We start from the raw sequence: 16856 nt of genomic DNA, 5'->3' as shown, positions 1-16856 counted from the left end.
TCAGTTCCCCACAGCAGTGCGCTCGGCCAGGCGGGCGCCGGCGAGGATGCCGGGCAGCGCATAGTTGCCCTCTTGACAGGCGAACTCATAAATCTGTCCGGCCAAGGCGCTCAGGCTCATTTCGGCGCGCCAGGGACGACTGTAGTAGACAGGGTCCTCGACCTGGAACGCGTAGAATATCTCGCTGGCCGCGACGGGTGTGAAACGCTCGGTCACTTTTCCGCGCGGTGACAGGAAGATGGGGCCGAACCCGCCCTGCTGCTGGTTCACAGTCACGGTTTCGACGACCAGGGTATTCCCGCTCCACCACCCTGCGGAATCGCCGAGCCAACGATTGAGCACCGCCGGACCATGGAACGCCCGCGCGGCCTCAGCGTTTGCCCGGATGGGGATGATGCGGGCATCGTGGATCATCTCCGACACGATCACCACGGCGTCCGGTGTCTGCACGATCTGGTAGTTGCTGTTGTAGATGTTGTTGAGCAAGCCCGGGCCGCCGGCGCCCCTTGAGGCGATCAGGCAGCGATTATTGGGCGCCAGGCGCCCGGGGCCCTCAGGGTCTTCACGCGCGCGAACCCACGGACTGGCCGCTGCAAGACGTCGCGCCTCGTCCCCGGACAGGGTCACAGACGCCAGGTTCGCCGGGCGCTGAAGCAGGGTGAGCGAGGCGTTGGACCAGACGCCGGTCAGGTTGGCCGGGTGATCCGCCACATTTGGCGCCGACTGGGCCACTGAAGTCTGCGCTGCCGCCAGACACAAGACGACCACTATCCACATCCATCGCGCGCTGTTCACGGTCGCCGAACCCTCCCGAGCCTCAGCCTAGCCCCCACATTCATCTTCGGGCACCAACTGGAACATGGCCGCTGTCCGCCAGCAGGCGGCGGTCTCGCGTTCATGGGTCCATGCCCAGGCGAGACTGGCGCACATCACGGCCAGTGCGACACAGAGGCCCGCCAGAATGCGTGCGGCGCCGACCGATCGGTCCTTCTGGGGGTCCTTCGACATCAGGCAGGCTTTGGCTGAACCGCAGCAGCAGGGCAAGACCTGCGGGGCCCGGGGCCGGCTGTACCGGCGGCGATGTCAGGAAATGATGCGATTGTTACCCTTGCGGTCGATCGCCGCAGACAAGCGTGCCATGGCGTCACGTAGCTGGCTACGCAGCTCGCTGGCGGTGGCCAGAACTGGCGCGGCGACGCCCCAGAACATCATCAGGGCGAGCATCGATCCTTTCTGGGCGACGCCGTCGGGGCTGAGGAACAGCTCGTAGCCCAGCAAACCGCCGCCCAGCATCACCAGCCCGCCACAAAGCGGCCCGCGCACCAGTCCCGCCACCAGCACAGCGGCGATATACAGCATGAACGGGGACAGGCCGCCAAGGTAGGGTATCAAGGCCATCCGCACCCAGGTGGTGACAGCCAGCAGCAAGCCCGCCACGATCAATGTGATCGCAAACTGCAGGAGCCGCCAACCGGGTCGCTTTTCAGGCCTGACCATCTCTGTCATTTGATCAAAGCCTGCGGCAAACGCAATCTGACGGCGCCCATAGAATGGGTTGGGAGGGGTTATGGGACTGATGACAGGCGCCCCGGCGCCGCTCTTCAAGGCATTGTCGCCGGTCAATCCCCAGTTCGCGCTTTCGAGCGTCGGGGGTCGGTATGTGGTCCTGGCGTTCCTGCCGGAGCCAGGGCTGGAGCGTGATGCAGCCCTTACGCTGGTTGGGCGTTACCGGCATCTCTTCAACGACGAGAATTGCCTGTTCTTCGGGGTGTTGCCGGATCAGGCCTCGTTCGAGAGGGCCCGAAACTCCGGCCTGATGCGTTGGTTCGCGGACTTCGACGGGGCGCTTCGGCGGCTCTATGACGCCGAGGGCCCGGATGGTCGCGTCGCGCCGCGTTGGGTGGCGATTGATCCTTCGCAGCGTGTGCTGGCCTGGACGGATCTGAATCAGGGGCCCGCGCTCCTTGACCATCTGGTGCGCATGGGGCCGCCTGAGGATCACGCTGCTGTGCCCCTGCATGCGCCGGTGATGATCGTGCCCCGGGTGCTGGAACCCCAGCTTTGCCGGCAACTGATTGATCTGTACCTGGCTGATGGAGGCTCACCCTCCGGCGTGATGCGCGAGAAGGACGGCAAGACCATTGGTGTGCTGGACGATTTCAAACGTCGCCGGGACACCACGATCACCGATGAGTCGCTGATGGCCACCCTGCGCCACCGGGTGGACAAGCGGCTGGTTCCGGAGATCTTCAAGGCCTTTCAGTTTCAGGTGACAAGGATCGAACGCTACATCGTCGCCTGCTACGACGCCTCGGACGGGGGGTATTTCAAGGCGCACCGGGACAACACGACCTCGGCCACCGCTCATCGCAAGTTCGCCGTCTCCATCAATCTGAATGCCGAGGAATTTGAGGGTGGCGACCTGCGCTTTCCGGAGTTTGGATCCCGTACCTACCGCCCGCCCACCGGCGGTGCGGTGGTGTTTTCCTGCTCGCTGCTGCATGAGGCGACCCCGGTGAAACGCGGCACGCGGTACGCCTTTTTGCCGTTCCTGTTCGATGAGGCCGGGGCGCGGCTCCGGGAGCAGAACCAGCATCTTCTGGTGACGGGGTCTGCACCCCCCGCCTAGCCATGGCGACAGTCCTGCGCGGTCACGACAGGCGCGGACACGGATTAGTGTCGCTCAGCGAACGTTGGCGTGCTGCGCCGGATGAACCAAACGCGCTTTGCCGGGTTGGTGCTGTGGGGACCACCCCTCAGAGGAATTCCCATGAAGTCCGCATTGATCTTGCTGCTGGCCTTGTCGACGTCACTGTCACCTGTCGTCGTCGAAGCGGCCCAACCAGGTCGAGAGCAGCGTGAGGATCGGCAGGAGCACCGCGAAAACCGCCAGGCGTTGAAGGCAGACCAACGCGACGCGCGCCGCGACGGCGTAGTTACCCAACAGGAGCAGCGTGAGCTGGCCCGCGACCGCGCCGACGTGCGCGAGAGCCTGCGCGAGCTACGCTACGACCGCAGTCGGCAGGAGACGTGGCGGGAGCGGACGGAGTGGAAATCCTACCGCGGGCAGCGCTCCGGGTATTGGTATGCGCCCGGCTATGGATACCAAACCAGCGTGCGAGGCCGCGCCTGGCGCCGTGGCGCCTATGTGCCACGCGCCTATCGCCGCTTCTATGTCCAGGAACCCCGCTACTATGGGCTGGCGCAGGCCCCCCGAGGCCAGCGCTGGATCTATGCCGATGGCAATTTTGTCCGTTTGATTGTGGCGACCGGCCTGATCGCCAGCGTGGTGGTGAACGGCTATTGAGTGCGAAATCCCGGGCTGCAGGCCAAATTTGCAGCCCGGCTTGACCGCCCTTGCGTGACGCAGGGAACCTGGTCGACAAGGGGCCATGAATGATCGTGACGTGTATCTGAAGCTGGCGGCCGTGGCCGAGGAGTTGATGGCGCTTTCAGAGGCTGCGGAAACCTACGTGGGTGAGACGGCGCTACGCACCGCTGCCAGCACCATCGCGGGAACCGCGAAGGCGGTTTACGAGCACGTCATGGACTCCGACAGCACCCACTGAACCTTGCCTCCGCCGTCGCGTCAGAGGTCGAAACGATCCAGGTTCATCACCTTGGTCCAGGCCTTCACGAAGTCGGCCACGAAGGCTGCCTCGGCGTCGTCACTGGCATAGACCTCGGCAATGGCGCGCAGCTGGGAGTTCGAGCCGAACACCAGATCTGCCCTGGTGGCGATCCAGATCAGCGCCCCGGAGGCTCGATCGCGCCCTTCGAAGACGCCGGCCGCCGCCACGGGCCGCCACTCGGTAGCCATATCGGTCAGATTGACGAAGACGTCGTTGGTCAGCACGCCGGGGCGGGCGGTCAGAACGCCATACGCCGCCTCGCCAGATGTCACGCCCAGGGCGCGTAGGCCACCCACCAGCACTGTCATTTCCGGCGCCGACAAGGTCAGAAGCTGCGCGCGATCAAGCAGCAGCTCCTCGGCGGAGATCGCCAGGTCAGGTTTCAGATAGTTCCTGAACCCGTCAGCGGCCGGCTCAAGCACGGCGAAGGAGTCTACGTCCGTCTGGTCCTGAGACGCGTCGGTGCGTCCGGGCGTGAAGGCGACGGTGACGTCGTGTCCCGCGGCCCTTGCGGCGGCTTCCACCGCCGCGTCGCCGCCTAGCACGATCAGATCTGCCAGCGAGACCCGCTTGCGATCGGTGCGCCCGGTGTTGAATTCGGCCTTAATGGTTTCCAGTGCCGCCAGCACCCGTGCCAGTTGTTCCGGCTTGTTGACTGCCCAGTCCTTCTGCGGCGCCAGTCGAACCCGCGCGCCGTTGGCTCCGCCGCGCTTGTCGGACCCCCGGAAGGTCGATGCCGAGGCCCAGGCAGTTTCAACCAGCTCGGTGACGCTTGGGCCGGCGGCCAGGATCGTCGCCTTCAAGGCCGCGATATCCGCAGCGTCGATCAAGACGTGGTCCACCGCTGGAACCGGGTCCTGCCAGATCATCACTTCGGCAGGGACTTGCGGGCCCATGTAACGGGCGCGGGGCCCCATGTCGCGATGGGTCAGCTTGAACCATGCGCGGGCGAAAGCGTCGGCGAAAGCCTGGGGGTTTTCGTGGAAGTGTTTCGAGATGCGCAGATAGTCGGGGTCGGCCCGTAGCGCGAGGTCGGTTGTGGCCATCATCGGGGCGTGCCGGCGCGACGGATCGTGGGCGTCCGGCACGGCGTCGCCTGCGGCGCCGGCCCTGGGGGTCCACTGCTGGGCGCCGGCCGGGCTCTTGGTCAGTTCCCACTCATGGCCGAACAGGGTGTCGAAGTAGCTGTTGTCCCAGGTGATCGGCGTGGGCGTCCAGGCGCCTTCCAGACCGCTGGTGATGGTGTGCACGCCTTTTCCGCTGCCGAACCGGTTGGTCCAGCCAAAGCCCTGTTCCTCGAGGCTCGCGCCTTCGGGCTCGGGACCGACATACTGGTCCGGGTCAGCTGCGCCGTGCGCCTTGCCGAAGGTGTGTCCGCCGGCGATCAGGGCGACTGTCTCCTCGTCGTCCATGGCCATGCGTGCGAAGGTCTCGCGGATATCGCGGGCCGAGGCCAGCGGGTCAGGGTTCCCGTCCGGGCCCTGCGGATTGACGTAGATCAGGCCCATCTGGACGGCCGCCAGCGGCTTTTCAAGGTCGCGGTCGCCGCTGTAGCGCTCATCGGCCAGCCACTTGCCTTCGGGGCCCCAGTAGATGTCCTCCTCCGGCTCCCAGACGTCAGCGCGGCCGCCGCCGAAGCCGAAGGTCCTGAAGCCCATGGAGTCGAGCGCGACGTTGCCGGCAAGGATCATCAGGTCGGCCCACGACAGCTTGCGGCCGTACTTCTGCTTGATCGGCCACAGCAGCCGCCGCGCCTTGTCGAGGTTGCCGTTGTCCGGCCAACTGTTGAGCGGCGCGAACCTCTGCGTGCCCGAGCCTGCCCCGCCGCGGCCATCGCCGGTACGGTAAGTGCCGGCGCTGTGCCAGGCCATGCGAATGAAGAAGGGGCCATAGTGGCCATAGTCGGCGGGCCACCAGTCCTGGGAGTCGGTCATCAGGGCGTGGAGGTCGGCAACCACCGCATCCAGGTCGAGCGTCTTGAACTCCGCCGCGTAGTCGAAGGCCGCGCCCATCGGGTCAGACGCAACTGAGTGCTGATGGAGGACCTTGAGGTTGAGCTGGTTCGGCCACCAGGTCGCGTTGCCAGACGCGCCAGCGGTGGTGGCTCGGCGTGCGCCCGCCATAGGGCATTTGGACTCGGTGGACATGTGCGGCTCCTGCTAGCGTCAGATCTTCGCTGACGAGTGTAGGCAACGCTTTGACATTGATCCAATCGATAGTTCTTATAATAAAAATAGAGCGACACGATGATGATGCTCTGCAAGGCGGCCGGCAGGAGTAGGACAGTGGGATTGGTGTCGGCGATGCGTGAGGTCGGGCGGACTATCGTGCGCCTCTTGCTTTCTGCGGCCGGACCACGCCTGGACAGGGCCTATCTGGCGGCTGATGTGCCGGGTCCGACCCGCCTGACCGCCCACGCGACTTTTGCCGACCGCGTGGTGGAGGCGGGCGACAAGCCTGGCTTCCGCATCCTGGAGATCGGCAGCCGGGAGGTGGCGGGTGGCCCGCCCATGCGGGGTCGACTGTCGCACGCGGAGTATGTCGGGTTCGATTACTACCCCGGCCCGAACGTCGACGTGGCCGGTGACGCGCACCGACTGTCAGATCTCGTTGAGGGCTTGTTCGATGTGGTCTACTCGACGGCGGTCTTCGAACACCTGGCCATGCCCTGGGTGGTAGCCGAGGAGATCGCCCAGGTGCTGAAGCCGGGCGGGCTGGTGTTCGTCGAGACCCATTTCTCCTATTCTTCGCACGAACGACCCTGGCACTTCTTCCAGTTCAGCGACATGGGTCTGAGGGCTCTGTTTTCGCCGGCGCTGGGCTTCGAGTGCGTGGAGGCCGCGATGCAGAACCCGATCGTCGGGCGCTTCTCCGCCTACGCTGATCGTTACCTGCGGTTCCAGCCCGTGAGAGCGCTTTACTGCCACAGCAACATCGTCGCGCGGAAAGTGCGCGACGTCGAAGGCTTCGATTGGCGCCTGGCGGCGCTTGGGTCGATCGCAGGCGATACAGCCTATCCAGCTCCGGTCAGTCCCGAAGCAGCTCGTTGATCGAGGTCTTCGATCGGGTGCGCTCGTCCACCGTCTTCATGATCACCGCACAATAGGTCGAGGGCAGGGACGGGTCTGTGGCATTGGGGCGCGATCCCGACATCAGCACCGAATAGGGCGGCACCTCGCCGGTGAAGACCGCGCCGGTCTTGCGGTCGACGATGGGTGTGGTCGAGGTCAGGTAGACCCCCATCGACAGCACGCTGCCTTCCCGCACGATCACACCCTCGGCGACCTCTGAGCGTGCGCCGATGAAGCAGTTGTCCTCGATGATCGTGGGATTGGCCTGCAGCGGCTCCAGCACCCCGCCGATGCCCGCGCCGCCCGAAAGGTGCACGTTCTTGCCGATCTGGGCGCAGGAGCCGACCGTGGCCCAGCCATCGACCATGGTCCCCTCGTCCACATAGGCGCCGATGTTCACGAAAGACGGCATCAGAACCACATTGCGCGCGATGAAGGCGCCACGCCTCGCCACCGCGCCCGGCACGGCGCGGAAGCCCGCGGCTTCAAACCGCGCCGCGTCCCAGCCGGCGAACTTCGACGGCACCTTGTCCCAGTACGGACCCGGGGCGTCACCCTCCATCAATTCGTTCGGATTCAGTCGAAACGACAACAGGATCGCCTGCTTGGCCCATTGATGGGTGGTCCAGACGCCGTCATCGCCACGGGAAGCCACCCGCAGGACGCCGCTGTCCAACTGGTCGAGCGTCTCGCGCACGGCGTCCCGGATTTCGCCCCTGGTGCCGGTGTTGACGCCATCCCGCGCCTCCCATGCCGCTTCAATGATGCGCTTCAGGTCTTCGGACATCAGGCGGCCTCCCGGATTTGTGCGCCGGCGAGGAAGGGCGCCAGCGTTTCGGTTCTGTGGTGGACGAATTGAGCGGTGGACCCGGCGGCGTGCGCGCCCACCAGCACGGTGGTCATGCCAAGCTCGGCGGCCGGCGCCAGATTGCGCTCGGCGTCCTCGAAGAAGGCGGTGACAGCCGGATTGATGCTGTGCGCCGCGCTCATCAGGGCGAACGCCTCGGGGCTGGGCTTGGGTTCATAGTTGGCCGAACCGATGTGGAAAACGTCGTCGAAAAGGTGGCTGAGACCGAGGCGCTCCAGCACGCGCTCGGCATGAACATCATCGGCGTTGGTGAAGATCAGCCGCCGCCCCGGCAGGCGCTCCAGGGCTGCCAGAAGCTGAGGTTCATGGGCCAGCGCCTCCAGCGACAGGTCGTGGAAGATGGCGTGAAACTCGGCCGGGTCCACGCCGTGGTTCAACATCATCCCCTTCAGGGTCAGGCCATGCTCGGCCAGATAGGCTTTCTGCAGCCGGAATGCTTCATCCCGGGGCAGGCCAGTGACCTTCTCGACGAAATCGGTCATCCGTACGACCATCTTGGCCATAAAGCCCGACTCGGCCGGATAGAGGGTGTTGTCCAGGTCGAACAGCCAGGTGTCGATATGGCGCAGGTCGGCGCTCATCGGCGGATCATGGTGCCGGATCCGTGCTCGGTGAACAGTTCCACCAGCATGGCATGGGGCCTGCGGCCGTCCAGGATCACCACGGCCTCGACACCGGCCTCGACGGCCGCCATGGCGGTTTCCAGCTTGGGGATCATCCCGCCGGTCGCCACCCCGTCCGCAATCGCCTGTCGGGCCTCGGCGACGGTCATCTGGGCGAGCCGGTTGCCGTCCTTGTCCAGCACGCCGGCCACATCTGTCAGCAACAGCATACGCTTGGCGTCCAGCGCGCCTGCCAGAGCGCCGGCCACGGTGTCGGCGTTGATGTTGTAGGTCTGGCCTTCCTCCGATACGCCGATCGGCGCGATCACGGGAATATAGTCGTCGTCTGCGCTCAGCAGCGCCTTGATGATCGTGGTGTCGATGGCCTTGGGTTCGCCGACAAATCCCAGATCGACCACCTTCTCGATTTCTGAATCCGGATCCTTCCGGGTCCGGGTGACCTTTTCGACGGTGATCAGCCGCGCGTCCTTGCCGGAAAGACCTACGCCGCGCACCTTGGCCTGCGATCCGGCCTGGGTGATCCAGCTGGCGATTTCCTTGTTGATGGCGCCGGACAGCACCATCTCGGCGACTTCCATGGTGGCCGCGTCCGTGACCCGCAGGCCGTCGATGAACGTCGACTTTACGCCGGCGCGGTCCAGCATGGCCGAAATCTGCGGACCGCCACCGTGGACGACAACGGGGTGCAGACCCAGCATCTTCAGGAGGACAACGTCCGTGGCGAACAGCCGGGCCACCGACTCATCCCCCATGGCGTGGCCGCCATATTTGATGACCACGGTCTCACGATCGTAGGTCTGGATATAGGGCAGGGCCTCCGCCAGCGTTCTGGCTGTGGCCCAGCCTTGCTCTTCCGTCTCTTCGCCCAATGACCCGTCCTCGAAACTTGCGCGTCCCGATAGCGGACGGGGGCGCGACTGTCACGCGGCGGTCTAGATAGAGCGGGCGACGACTTCCTTCATGATCTCCGATGTGCCGCCATAAATTCGCTGGACCCGGGCGTCGCGCCACAGCCGGGCGATGGGATACTCGTTCATGTATCCGGCCCCGCCATGCAGTTGCAGGGCTGCGTCACAAACCTCCCACTGCAGCTCGGTGTGGAACAGCTTGGCGGCCGAGCCTTCAGCTGCCGTCAGCTTGCCTTCCAGGTGGCGCGCCAGGCACCAGTCGATGTGCGCCCAGCCGGCCTGCAACTTGGCCTTCAGGCCGGCCAGGGTGAAACGGGTGTTCTGGAAGTCGAAAACCGACTGGCCGAAGGCTTTTCGCTCCTTGGTGAACTTCACCGCCTCATCGAAGGCGCGCTGCGCGCCGCCCTGGGCCGAGATGGCGATGCCCAGTCGCTCCTGCGGCAACTGGCTCATCAGATAGGCGAATCCCCGGCCTTCCTCGCCCAGGCAGTTGGTGATTGGCACGCGCACGTCCTCGAAGAACAGCTCCGATGTGTCCGCCGAATTCTGGCCGATCTTGTCCAGGTTGCGCCCGCGCGAGAACCCCGCCCGCGTGGCCTCCACCAGGATCAGCGAGATCCCCTTGCCGCCGGCCGAGGGGTCGGTCTTGGCCACCAGGATGATCAGGTCGGCGTTCTGGCCATTGGTGATGTAGGTCTTGGAGCCGTTGATGACATACTCATTGCCGCTGCGGATGGCGGTGGTGCGCACCGATTGCAGGTCGGAGCCAGTGCCAGGCTCGGTCATGGCGATGGCGGTGATCGCCTCGCCGGAGATCATCTTCGGCAGCCACTGCTGCTTTTGCTCATCGGAGCCATAGTTCAGGATGTAGTCGGCAACGATGTCCGACTGCAGGGTGATGCCTGCGCTGGAACCCGCATAGGCCAGTTCCTCGTCGATCACCGCGTTGAACCGGAAATCGAGGCCCAGGCCGCCATATTCCACCGGCAGGGTCGGACACAGCAGTCCCGCCTCGCCGCAGGCCAGCCAGAAGTCGCGGTCGACGAGGCCGTCCTCCTCCCAGCGGTCTAGGTGCGGATAGAGCGCCTTGTCAAAGAACTTGCGCACCTGATCCCGGAACAGCGTCAGGTCCTGGTCATAGACGGTGCGGGCGTCGGTCTGGATCATGGCGATCTCCTCAAGGCGTGGCCGCCAGATACCGTGATGACGCTAGGGAGGTGAAGAGGGGTCCGGCTATTCGAAGACCTTCGGACGCGCCCCGTTCAGGTCCTGCACCGTACCATAGACGATGGCGCCCAGTAGAATACTGGCCGTGGTGATCGCCGCCAATCCGCCAATGATCGCATAAGAGAAAACACCGAGGCGGAAGTCGCCTGCCGCCACGGCATCACCAACAACGCCACAAAATCCGCCCGATGACGCCAACGGTCTGGGTGATCACCCTGTCGACGTTTTGCGCCGGATGGGTGAAAAGCCGCGCATGAGCCTCGTCCTCCGTGTCCGTGCCGAACGTCTGGCCCTGCGCGCGCCATTCCGCATCTCGCGCGGCGTCAAGACCCATGCAGAGGTGGTCGTCGCCGAACTGGCCGATGGTGAGGTGCTGGGGCGCGGCGAATGTGTGCCCTACGCCCGTTATGGCGAAACCCTGGATGGTGTCGCGGCCCGGTTGGCCGCCGTGGGCGACCGGCTGCGCAGCGGTATGCCGATAGAAGCCGTACTGACCGCGCTCCCGGCCGGCGCAGCGCGCAACGCGCTGGACTGTGCGCTCTGGGATCTTGATGCGCGCCGTAGCGGCCGCTCTGTGGGCCAGCGTCTGGGTCGCCCGCCGCCTGGTCCGATACCGACCGCCGTGACCATCAGCCTGGGCGCCCCGGCCGCCATGCGCGCCGCGGCGGCAGCGGTGGCCGATGCGCCGCTGCTGAAGGTCAAGCTGGATGCCGAACAACCCGCTGCCTGCCTGGCCGCCGTGGTCGAGGGCGCCCCGGACGCGCGGCTGATTGTCGATCCCAACGAGGGCTGGACCCTCGCTGTCCTCATGGCCATGGCCGACCAGATTTCGCAGCTGAACGTGATCATGGTGGAGCAGCCGCTGCCCGCTGACGCAGATCAGGACCTCGAGGGCCTGGCCTATCCCGCCCCACTCTGCGCCGACGAGGCGGTCCATACGTCCGAAGACCTGGAGCAGGTGGCCGGGCGCTATCAGATGGTCAACATCAAGCTCGACAAGGCTGGCGGCCTGACCGAGGCGCTGGCCATGGCGGAACGTGCGCGGGCGCTCGGACTCGGCGTCATGGCGGGCTGCATGGTCTGCAGTTCCCTCTCCATCGCCCCCCATCTATGGGTCGCCGCCCAGGCTGACGCCTGCGATCTCGACGGCCCCTGGTGGCTGGCGCAGGACCGCCCCGGCGGCTGCCGGGTCGAGTCCGGCGTGCTCTATCCGCCAAAGTCGGGGTTCTGGGGCGGCTAATCCTTCCACCAGGGATAGAGGTCCGGCATGTCTTCGGACACCCGCCCCGGGAACCGGGGCGGGCGCTTTTCCAGAAAGGCGCTGACGCCTTCCTTCACGTCGGGGCCGGCGCCCAGGATCATCGACAGGCGCCCATCCACGGCCAGCGCCCCGGAGGGATCCGGTTCGCCGGAGAAGCGCCATAGCATTTGCCGCGCCAGCGCGATGGACACAGGCGCGGTGTTTTCGGCGATCTCCATCGCGATCTCGCGAGCGCGAACCAGCAAATGGTCCGGATCGACGACCTCGCTCACCAGTCCGCCCGCAAGGGCCTCATCGGCCGGAACCAGCTTGCCCGTCAGGCACCAGCGCAGCGCCTGCGGCAGGCCCACCAGCCGGGGCAGGAACCAGGCGCTGCCGGCCTCCGGCACCAGGCCGCGACGCGCGAAGATAAAGCCTATCCGCGCGCCCGACGCTGCGATCCGGATGTCCATCGGCAGGGTCAAGGTGGCGCCCACGCCTACGGCTGCCCCATTGATCGCTGCTATGGATGGCTTGCGACAGCCATAGATGGCCCCCACGAATCCGCCGCCTTCGGCCCGCGCCTGGCCTGGAGCCTGGAACGCCACGGACCCTTCCGCCTGGGTGTCGAAAGCACCCGCGCCGGCCGAGATGTCCGCGCCCGCGCAGAAGCCCCGACCCGCGCCCGTGACAATCACCACCCGCACCGCGTCGTCCGCATCTGCTCTCTGAAACGCGTCGGTCAGCTCGGCGCCCATGGTGGCGGTGTAGGCGTTCAGCTTGTCCGGACGATTGAGTGTGATCGTAAGAACGGGCCCGTCCAGCTCGTAGAGCAGGGTCTCATAGGCCATCGCATCCTCCTGGTATTTTGCACATCACGCGCGCCTTCCGGCGCGGCAGGCAAGCGCAGGCGAATCCGCCAGAGATGGGCTATAGGCGACGCGTGACGTGCGGCCCCCAAATCCTCGATACTTCCGGTGATATGAGAGCCGTAGCGCTACGCGCCTTCGCATGGGCCGATCCGCTGGAGGTCGCGTCGGCTTTCGCTGATGAGACGCATGCCTGCGTGCTGCTGTCGGGCGAAGGGGGTTGGTCGTATGTCCTGCGTCACCCCCGGCTGACGGTCAGGGGCGAAGACCCCGCAGATCTGGATTGTTCAGGCGCTGAATTGTACGCCGGGGGACCGCCGTTCCAGGGGGGCTTTGTCGGCCTCGCCGCCTATGAACTTTCTGCTGAGCTGGAGCCCACGGCGCCCCAGGCGCGGGGCGATGGGCCGGACCTGATCGTACTGTGCTATCCGGCGCTGCTGGCCTTCCACGCCGGCGAACGGCGTGCGGTGGCCGTGGGTCGGGGCTCTGATGCCCTCATGGCAAAGGCCCGGGCGGATGCGGCGCTGACCTGGCTGGACGGCCCGCGATGCTTCGCGCGAGCCGGCGTGCTGGCCGATCATGTTGCGTGCGCTGTGTCCGACGCCGACCACGCCCTGGCAGTGGCGGACACCGTCTGCCGGATTGCCGCCGGCGACCTGTTCCAGGCCAATCTGGCCCGACCCTGGCGGGGGCGACTTGCGGCGGGCGTCACACCATTCGATCTGTTCCGCCGACTGACGCGCCAGAGCCCGGCGGCCTATGCGGCTTACCTGCGTCTTCCCGGTCGCGCCCTGGTCTCCAATTCACCGGAGCAGTTCCTGTCGGTCCGTCGGGAAGGTGACGCACTATGGGCCGAGAGCCAGCCGATCAAAGGCACCCGCGCGCGCGGCGCCGACCCGGTGAGCGATGCGGCGCTGGCCGCCGAGCTTCAGGCCAGCGCCAAGGATCAGGCGGAGAATCTGATGATCGTCGACCTGATACGCAATGATCTGGCCCGGGTCTGCGATCCCGGCACGGTGAGCGTCCCGGCGCGCGCGGTCCTGCGTAGCTACGCCAATGTCCACCATCTGGTCTCACGCGTCCGGGGGCGGTTGAAGACTGGAGCCACGACCTGGGACGCCTTCTGTGCTGCCTTCCCGCCAGGCTCGGTGACGGGCGCGCCCAAGCTGGCGGCGATGTCGGTGATCGCCCGCCACGAGCCGCCCAGGGGTCCCTATTGCGGCAGCCTGTTCTGGCTGGGCCTCGACGGGTCGATGGAGGCCAGTGTTCTCATCCGCACGGTGTCCCTGAGCGAAAACCCGGCAGGCTGGGGGTTCGAAGCCCGCGCGGGCGGCGGAATCGTCGCCGACAGCGACCCGATGTCCGAGGTGCGGGAGACGACGGCCAAGATCGGCGCCATCCTCAACGCGCTGACGGGGGCGAGATGACTGACATCGCCATGGATGACCGTGGATTCACCCTGGGCCACGGACTGTTCGAGACCGTGCTGTGGGCGTCGGGCGAACCGGAACACTGGGACGCCCATGTTGAGCGCCTGGAGCGGGGCTGCCGGGCGCTGGGCCTGCCCCTGCCGGATCGGCGGGATATCCGCTCGGCTGCCGATGCAGCGGTTCGCGACCTCGGGCCCGCAAAGCGCGTCGCTGTCCGGCTGAGCTGGACCGCGGGATCGGGCGGTCGTGGGCTTGATCTCCCGGAGGTGCTGGCGCCTCGGCTGGTCGTATCGGCTGCGCCTTCGGGGCTTCCCACCGGACCGGTCAGCCTGGCCACCGCCCGTGTCCGTCGCAACGACCGCTCGCCGACGTCGCGGCTGAAATCCTTGTCCTACCTGGACAACGTCCTGGCCCGGGCTGAGGCGCGCGGGGCGGGGGCCGAGGAAGCGCTGATGCTGAACACCGCCGGCGAGATCGCCTGCGCTGCAGCGGCCAATGTGTTCTGGATCCGCCATGACGAGGTGTTCACCCCCAGCCTGGAGTGCGGGGTTCTGGACGGGATCATGCGCCGCGAAGTTATCGCCGCCTGCCAGGGCCTCGGACTGCCTGTGGGGGAGGTATTCGCCAACCCAGGCCGTCTGGCCGGCGCGCCGATGTTCATCACCAACAGCCTGATCGGCGTACGCGCGGTGGCCAGTCTGGACGGCAACCCCCTTCCGACGTCGGCGCGCGTAGCGGCGATCGCCAGGGCGGTCAGTCGAGCGTCGAAATGACCCGGCGCAGGGTTTCCACGATCCGGCCGATCTCGCCCTCGCTGACAATCAGAGGCGGAGAAAGGGCGATGGTGTCGCCGGTGGCGCGTACGAGAACGCCTGCCTCCAGCATGCGAACCAGCATTTCATAGCCGCGTGCGCCCGGAGCTCCGGGACGCGGCGCCAGGTCAAGCCCCGCCATAAGGCCAAGGTTGCGAATGTCGGTCATGTGCGGTGCGTCCGCCAGGCTGTGGATCGCCGTCTCCCAGGTTTCGGCGAGGCCCCCGACACGCGTCAACAGACCCTCGCGGCGGTAGATCTCCAGCGTGGCGAGCCCGGCGGCGGCGGCTACCGGATGGCCGGAATAGGTGTAGCCGTGGAAGAACTCGATCACGCCCTCCGCGCCGCTGTCGACCACCGCGTCGTGCACCGCCCGGCTGGCGAACACGGCGCCCATCGGCAGAACGCCATTGGTGATGGCCTTGGCGGTGGTCATCAGGTCAGGGACCACGCCGAAATGATGGGCGGCGAAGGCGGAGCCCAGTCGCCCGAAGCCGGTGATCACCTCATCGAAGATCAGCAGGATTCCATGGGCGTCGCAGATGGCGCGCAGGCGCTCCAGATAGCCCACCGGCGGTGGCAGCACCCCGGCGGATCCTGACACCGGCTCGACGATCACCGCCGCCAGGGTTTCGGCGCCGTGCAGCGCGATCAGCTGTTCGAGATCTTCGGCCCGTTCGGCGCCATGGGCGGGCAGTCCCCGGGAAAACGCGTTCCGCGCCGGATCATGAGTGTGGCGCATATGGTCCGAGGGCAGGGTTACAAAAGTCCGGCGATTGTTCACCAGCCCGCCCGCCGATATCCCGCCGAAGCCGACGCCGTGATAACCTTTCTCGCGACCCACGATGCGGGTGCGCTGTCCCTGGCCGCGAGCGCGGTGATAGGCCATGGCGATCTTCAGCGCGGTATCCACCGCCTCCGATCCCGAGTTGGTGAAGAAAACCCGGTCGAGGCCCGATGGCGTCAACTTCGCCAGCGCCGAAGCGAAGTCAAAGGCGACGGGATGGCCCATCTGGAATGTGGGCGCATAGTCCAGGGTCATCAGCTGCCTGTGGACGGCGTCGGCGATCTCGATACGCCCATGACCTGCGTTGACGCACCAGAGACCCGAGGTCGCGTCCAGAATCTCGCGGCCATCCTCCGTGCGGTAGTACATCCCGGCTGCAGACGCCAACAGACGCGGCGCGGCCTTGAACTGTCGGTTTGCGGTGAACGGCATCCAGAAGGCCGACAGGTCCAGGCTGTTGGCGAGGGTGGGCGCGGCGTCGTCCATCAGGGTCTCGTCTGCTCGAATTCAGCCCTGCGCCCAGAGGGGGGAGGAGCCTTTCAGCACCCGCAGGAAATAGAGGACGCGGGCGATGTCGTGCCCGGCCTCGGTGAAGATGACTTCATACCAGACGTTCTCGGTCTTTGGGCTCTCACTCAGCTTGAGCACCCTGGTGCGGGCCTGATAGTCGACGCCCACCCTGAGTGGCCCGGCCAGGTTCTGCACCTCCAGCGCGCCGTAGAGGGCGACTTGCGGGCGGGTGGATTTCGCCATCACCGCCTCGCGCGTCATGTGCGCCATGTGGATCACCAGTGACGGGGGCAGGATACCGGTCTCATAGGCGGATAGGGCCTCGGTGATGACCCCCAGAGAGCGGGCCAGGGTCTCCGGCGCCACGGATACGGCCAGATCGTGGTTTTCATCTCCGACCTGCATCGCGGCCAGGATGCGCAGCGCTCCGGCCGCTGCAGGGGTCTGTGTCTCGAACCGCCGCGCCAGTTCCGACCCGGCGTCGGGTTGGGCCGATGCGGTCCCCTGGCAGATCAGGGCGCCATCGTGGTTGTGCATCGAGAGTCGCAGGCGGTCCGCGCCGGGCTCGACAGCGCATTGAACCTCCTCGCGGTCCACGGTCGCCTGGGTGAAATAGACCGATAGCCCGCCGGTCTCGAACCATTGCGGTCCAAAGTTTTCCACCAGGCGTGGCACGAACTGGTCCAGGTGGATCGATCCCGCCACCGTGCCGCCACGAAAGCCAAGTCGCGTCGCCGTGGCGTCGTCATGGATCGAGCCCCGGGCCTCGGCGGCCATGTTGCGCGGCGTCCGGAACGGACCCACCCAGGTTTCCGGCGATACGGCTTCGCTCATGGCGATCTCCCAATTCCCGCTCTTCCGGCGGCCGGCCGACGCTGA

Annotated in this window: 19 protein-coding genes; 7 read left to right on the top strand and 12 right to left on the bottom strand. The window is 66.3% G+C overall.

Going from position 1 to position 16856, the window contains the following annotated elements:
* The 3 genes from ACIQ3B_RS01605 to ACIQ3B_RS01595 all read right to left on the bottom strand — a co-directional run bounded on the left by ACIQ3B_RS01605 (window position 1) and on the right by ACIQ3B_RS01595 (window position 1506).
* The gene (locus tag ACIQ3B_RS01605; protein ID WP_397399510.1) at window positions 1–795 is read right to left on the bottom strand and encodes a hypothetical protein; all 795 of its coding nucleotides are present in this window, start codon (window positions 793–795) and stop codon (window positions 1–3) included.
* 27 nt (window positions 796–822) lie between these two features.
* Window positions 823–1008, bottom strand: a complete 186-nt coding sequence (locus ACIQ3B_RS01600; RefSeq protein ID WP_397399508.1) for a hypothetical protein — start codon at window positions 1006–1008, stop codon at window positions 823–825.
* 75 nt (window positions 1009–1083) lie between these two features.
* The gene (locus ACIQ3B_RS01595) at window positions 1084–1506 is read right to left on the bottom strand and encodes a DUF4118 domain-containing protein (RefSeq protein ID WP_397399506.1); all 423 of its coding nucleotides are present in this window, start codon (window positions 1504–1506) and stop codon (window positions 1084–1086) included.
* Between the two features lie 61 nt (window positions 1507–1567).
* On the opposite strand from ACIQ3B_RS01595, the gene ACIQ3B_RS01590 reads away from it, so the two are divergent.
* The 3 genes from ACIQ3B_RS01590 (at window position 1568) to ACIQ3B_RS01580 (ending at window position 3569) form a co-directional block, all read left to right on the top strand.
* Window positions 1568–2629, top strand: coding sequence for a 2OG-Fe(II) oxygenase (locus ACIQ3B_RS01590; RefSeq protein ID WP_397399504.1), 1062 nt, complete (start codon window positions 1568–1570; stop codon window positions 2627–2629).
* Between the two features lie 141 nt (window positions 2630–2770).
* Complete coding sequence (locus ACIQ3B_RS01585; protein ID WP_397399502.1) at window positions 2771–3307, top strand: RcnB family protein; 537 nt, start codon at window positions 2771–2773, stop codon at window positions 3305–3307.
* A gap of 85 nt (window positions 3308–3392) precedes the next feature.
* Window positions 3393–3569, top strand: coding sequence for a hypothetical protein (locus ACIQ3B_RS01580; protein ID WP_397399500.1), 177 nt, complete (start codon window positions 3393–3395; stop codon window positions 3567–3569).
* Window positions 3570–3589: 20 nt separating this feature from the next.
* Here the strand turns inward: ACIQ3B_RS01580 and katG are convergent, their stop codons facing one another.
* Window positions 3590–5779 carry a catalase/peroxidase HPI gene (katG, locus tag ACIQ3B_RS01575; RefSeq protein WP_397399498.1) on the bottom strand — a complete coding sequence of 730 codons (2190 nt, stop codon included), beginning with the start codon at window positions 5777–5779 and terminating at the stop codon, window positions 3590–3592.
* Window positions 5780–5878: 99 nt separating this feature from the next.
* On the opposite strand from katG, the gene ACIQ3B_RS01570 reads away from it, so the two are divergent.
* Window positions 5879–6682 carry a class I SAM-dependent methyltransferase gene (locus ACIQ3B_RS01570; RefSeq protein ID WP_397399496.1) on the top strand — a complete coding sequence of 268 codons (804 nt, stop codon included), beginning with the start codon at window positions 5879–5881 and terminating at the stop codon, window positions 6680–6682.
* On the opposite strand, the gene dapD is transcribed toward ACIQ3B_RS01570, so the two are convergent.
* The 5 genes from dapD to ACIQ3B_RS01545 form a co-directional block, all read right to left on the bottom strand.
* Complete coding sequence (gene dapD / locus ACIQ3B_RS01565; RefSeq protein ID WP_397399494.1) at window positions 6660–7490, bottom strand: 2,3,4,5-tetrahydropyridine-2,6-dicarboxylate N-succinyltransferase; 831 nt, start codon at window positions 7488–7490, stop codon at window positions 6660–6662. The genes ACIQ3B_RS01570 and dapD overlap by 23 nt on opposite strands.
* Window positions 7490–8152, bottom strand: a complete 663-nt coding sequence (locus ACIQ3B_RS01560; RefSeq protein ID WP_397399492.1) for a pyrimidine 5'-nucleotidase — start codon at window positions 8150–8152, stop codon at window positions 7490–7492. The genes dapD and ACIQ3B_RS01560 overlap by 1 nt, the downstream gene beginning before the upstream one ends.
* The gene (gene argB / locus ACIQ3B_RS01555; protein ID WP_397399490.1) at window positions 8149–9063 is read right to left on the bottom strand and encodes an acetylglutamate kinase; all 915 of its coding nucleotides are present in this window, start codon (window positions 9061–9063) and stop codon (window positions 8149–8151) included. Before argB ends, ACIQ3B_RS01560 begins: the two co-directional genes overlap by 4 nt.
* 63 nt (window positions 9064–9126) lie before the next feature.
* Window positions 9127–10269 carry an acyl-CoA dehydrogenase family protein gene (locus ACIQ3B_RS01550; RefSeq protein ID WP_397399488.1) on the bottom strand — a complete coding sequence of 381 codons (1143 nt, stop codon included), beginning with the start codon at window positions 10267–10269 and terminating at the stop codon, window positions 9127–9129.
* 66 nt (window positions 10270–10335) lie between these two features.
* On the bottom strand, window positions 10336–10485 hold the full coding sequence (locus tag ACIQ3B_RS01545; RefSeq protein WP_397399486.1) for a hypothetical protein: 150 nt from the start codon (window positions 10483–10485) through the stop codon (window positions 10336–10338).
* Window positions 10486–10582: 97 nt separating this feature from the next.
* Between ACIQ3B_RS01545 and dgcA the strand changes: the two genes are divergently transcribed.
* Entirely contained in the window at window positions 10583–11569 is a 987-nt protein-coding gene (gene dgcA / locus ACIQ3B_RS01540; RefSeq protein WP_397399484.1) for an N-acetyl-D-Glu racemase DgcA, read from the top strand.
* Here the strand turns inward: dgcA and ACIQ3B_RS01535 are convergent.
* Window positions 11566–12420: an enoyl-CoA hydratase-related protein gene (locus ACIQ3B_RS01535; protein WP_397399482.1), complete on the bottom strand. Its 855-nt coding sequence runs from the start codon at window positions 12418–12420 to the stop codon at window positions 11566–11568. The genes dgcA and ACIQ3B_RS01535 overlap by 4 nt on opposite strands.
* Before the next feature lie 131 nt (window positions 12421–12551).
* Between ACIQ3B_RS01535 and ACIQ3B_RS01530 the strand changes: the two genes are divergently transcribed.
* Together ACIQ3B_RS01530 and ACIQ3B_RS01525 are read left to right on the top strand one after the other, a co-directional pair.
* On the top strand, window positions 12552–13865 hold the full coding sequence (locus ACIQ3B_RS01530; RefSeq protein WP_397399480.1) for an anthranilate synthase component I family protein: 1314 nt from the start codon (window positions 12552–12554) through the stop codon (window positions 13863–13865).
* The gene (locus tag ACIQ3B_RS01525) at window positions 13862–14641 is read left to right on the top strand and encodes an aminotransferase class IV (protein WP_397399478.1); all 780 of its coding nucleotides are present in this window, start codon (window positions 13862–13864) and stop codon (window positions 14639–14641) included. Before ACIQ3B_RS01530 ends, ACIQ3B_RS01525 begins: the two co-directional genes overlap by 4 nt.
* Here ACIQ3B_RS01525 and ACIQ3B_RS01520 read toward each other — a convergent pair.
* On the bottom strand, window positions 14622–15953 hold the full coding sequence (locus ACIQ3B_RS01520; RefSeq protein ID WP_397399476.1) for an aspartate aminotransferase family protein: 1332 nt from the start codon (window positions 15951–15953) through the stop codon (window positions 14622–14624). The genes ACIQ3B_RS01525 and ACIQ3B_RS01520 overlap by 20 nt on opposite strands.
* A gap of 21 nt (window positions 15954–15974) precedes the next feature.
* A complete protein-coding gene (locus tag ACIQ3B_RS01515) occupies window positions 15975–16811 on the bottom strand; it encodes a hypothetical protein (protein WP_397399474.1) in 837 nt (278 codons plus the stop codon).
* Window positions 16812–16856 lie beyond the last annotated feature (45 nt).

The organism is Phenylobacterium sp. (assembly GCF_044358365.1).
Lineage (GTDB): Bacteria > Pseudomonadota > Alphaproteobacteria > Caulobacterales > Caulobacteraceae > Phenylobacterium.
Note: the sequence above shows the minus strand (reverse complement) of the source record. Positions and strands in the feature narration are given on the sequence as shown.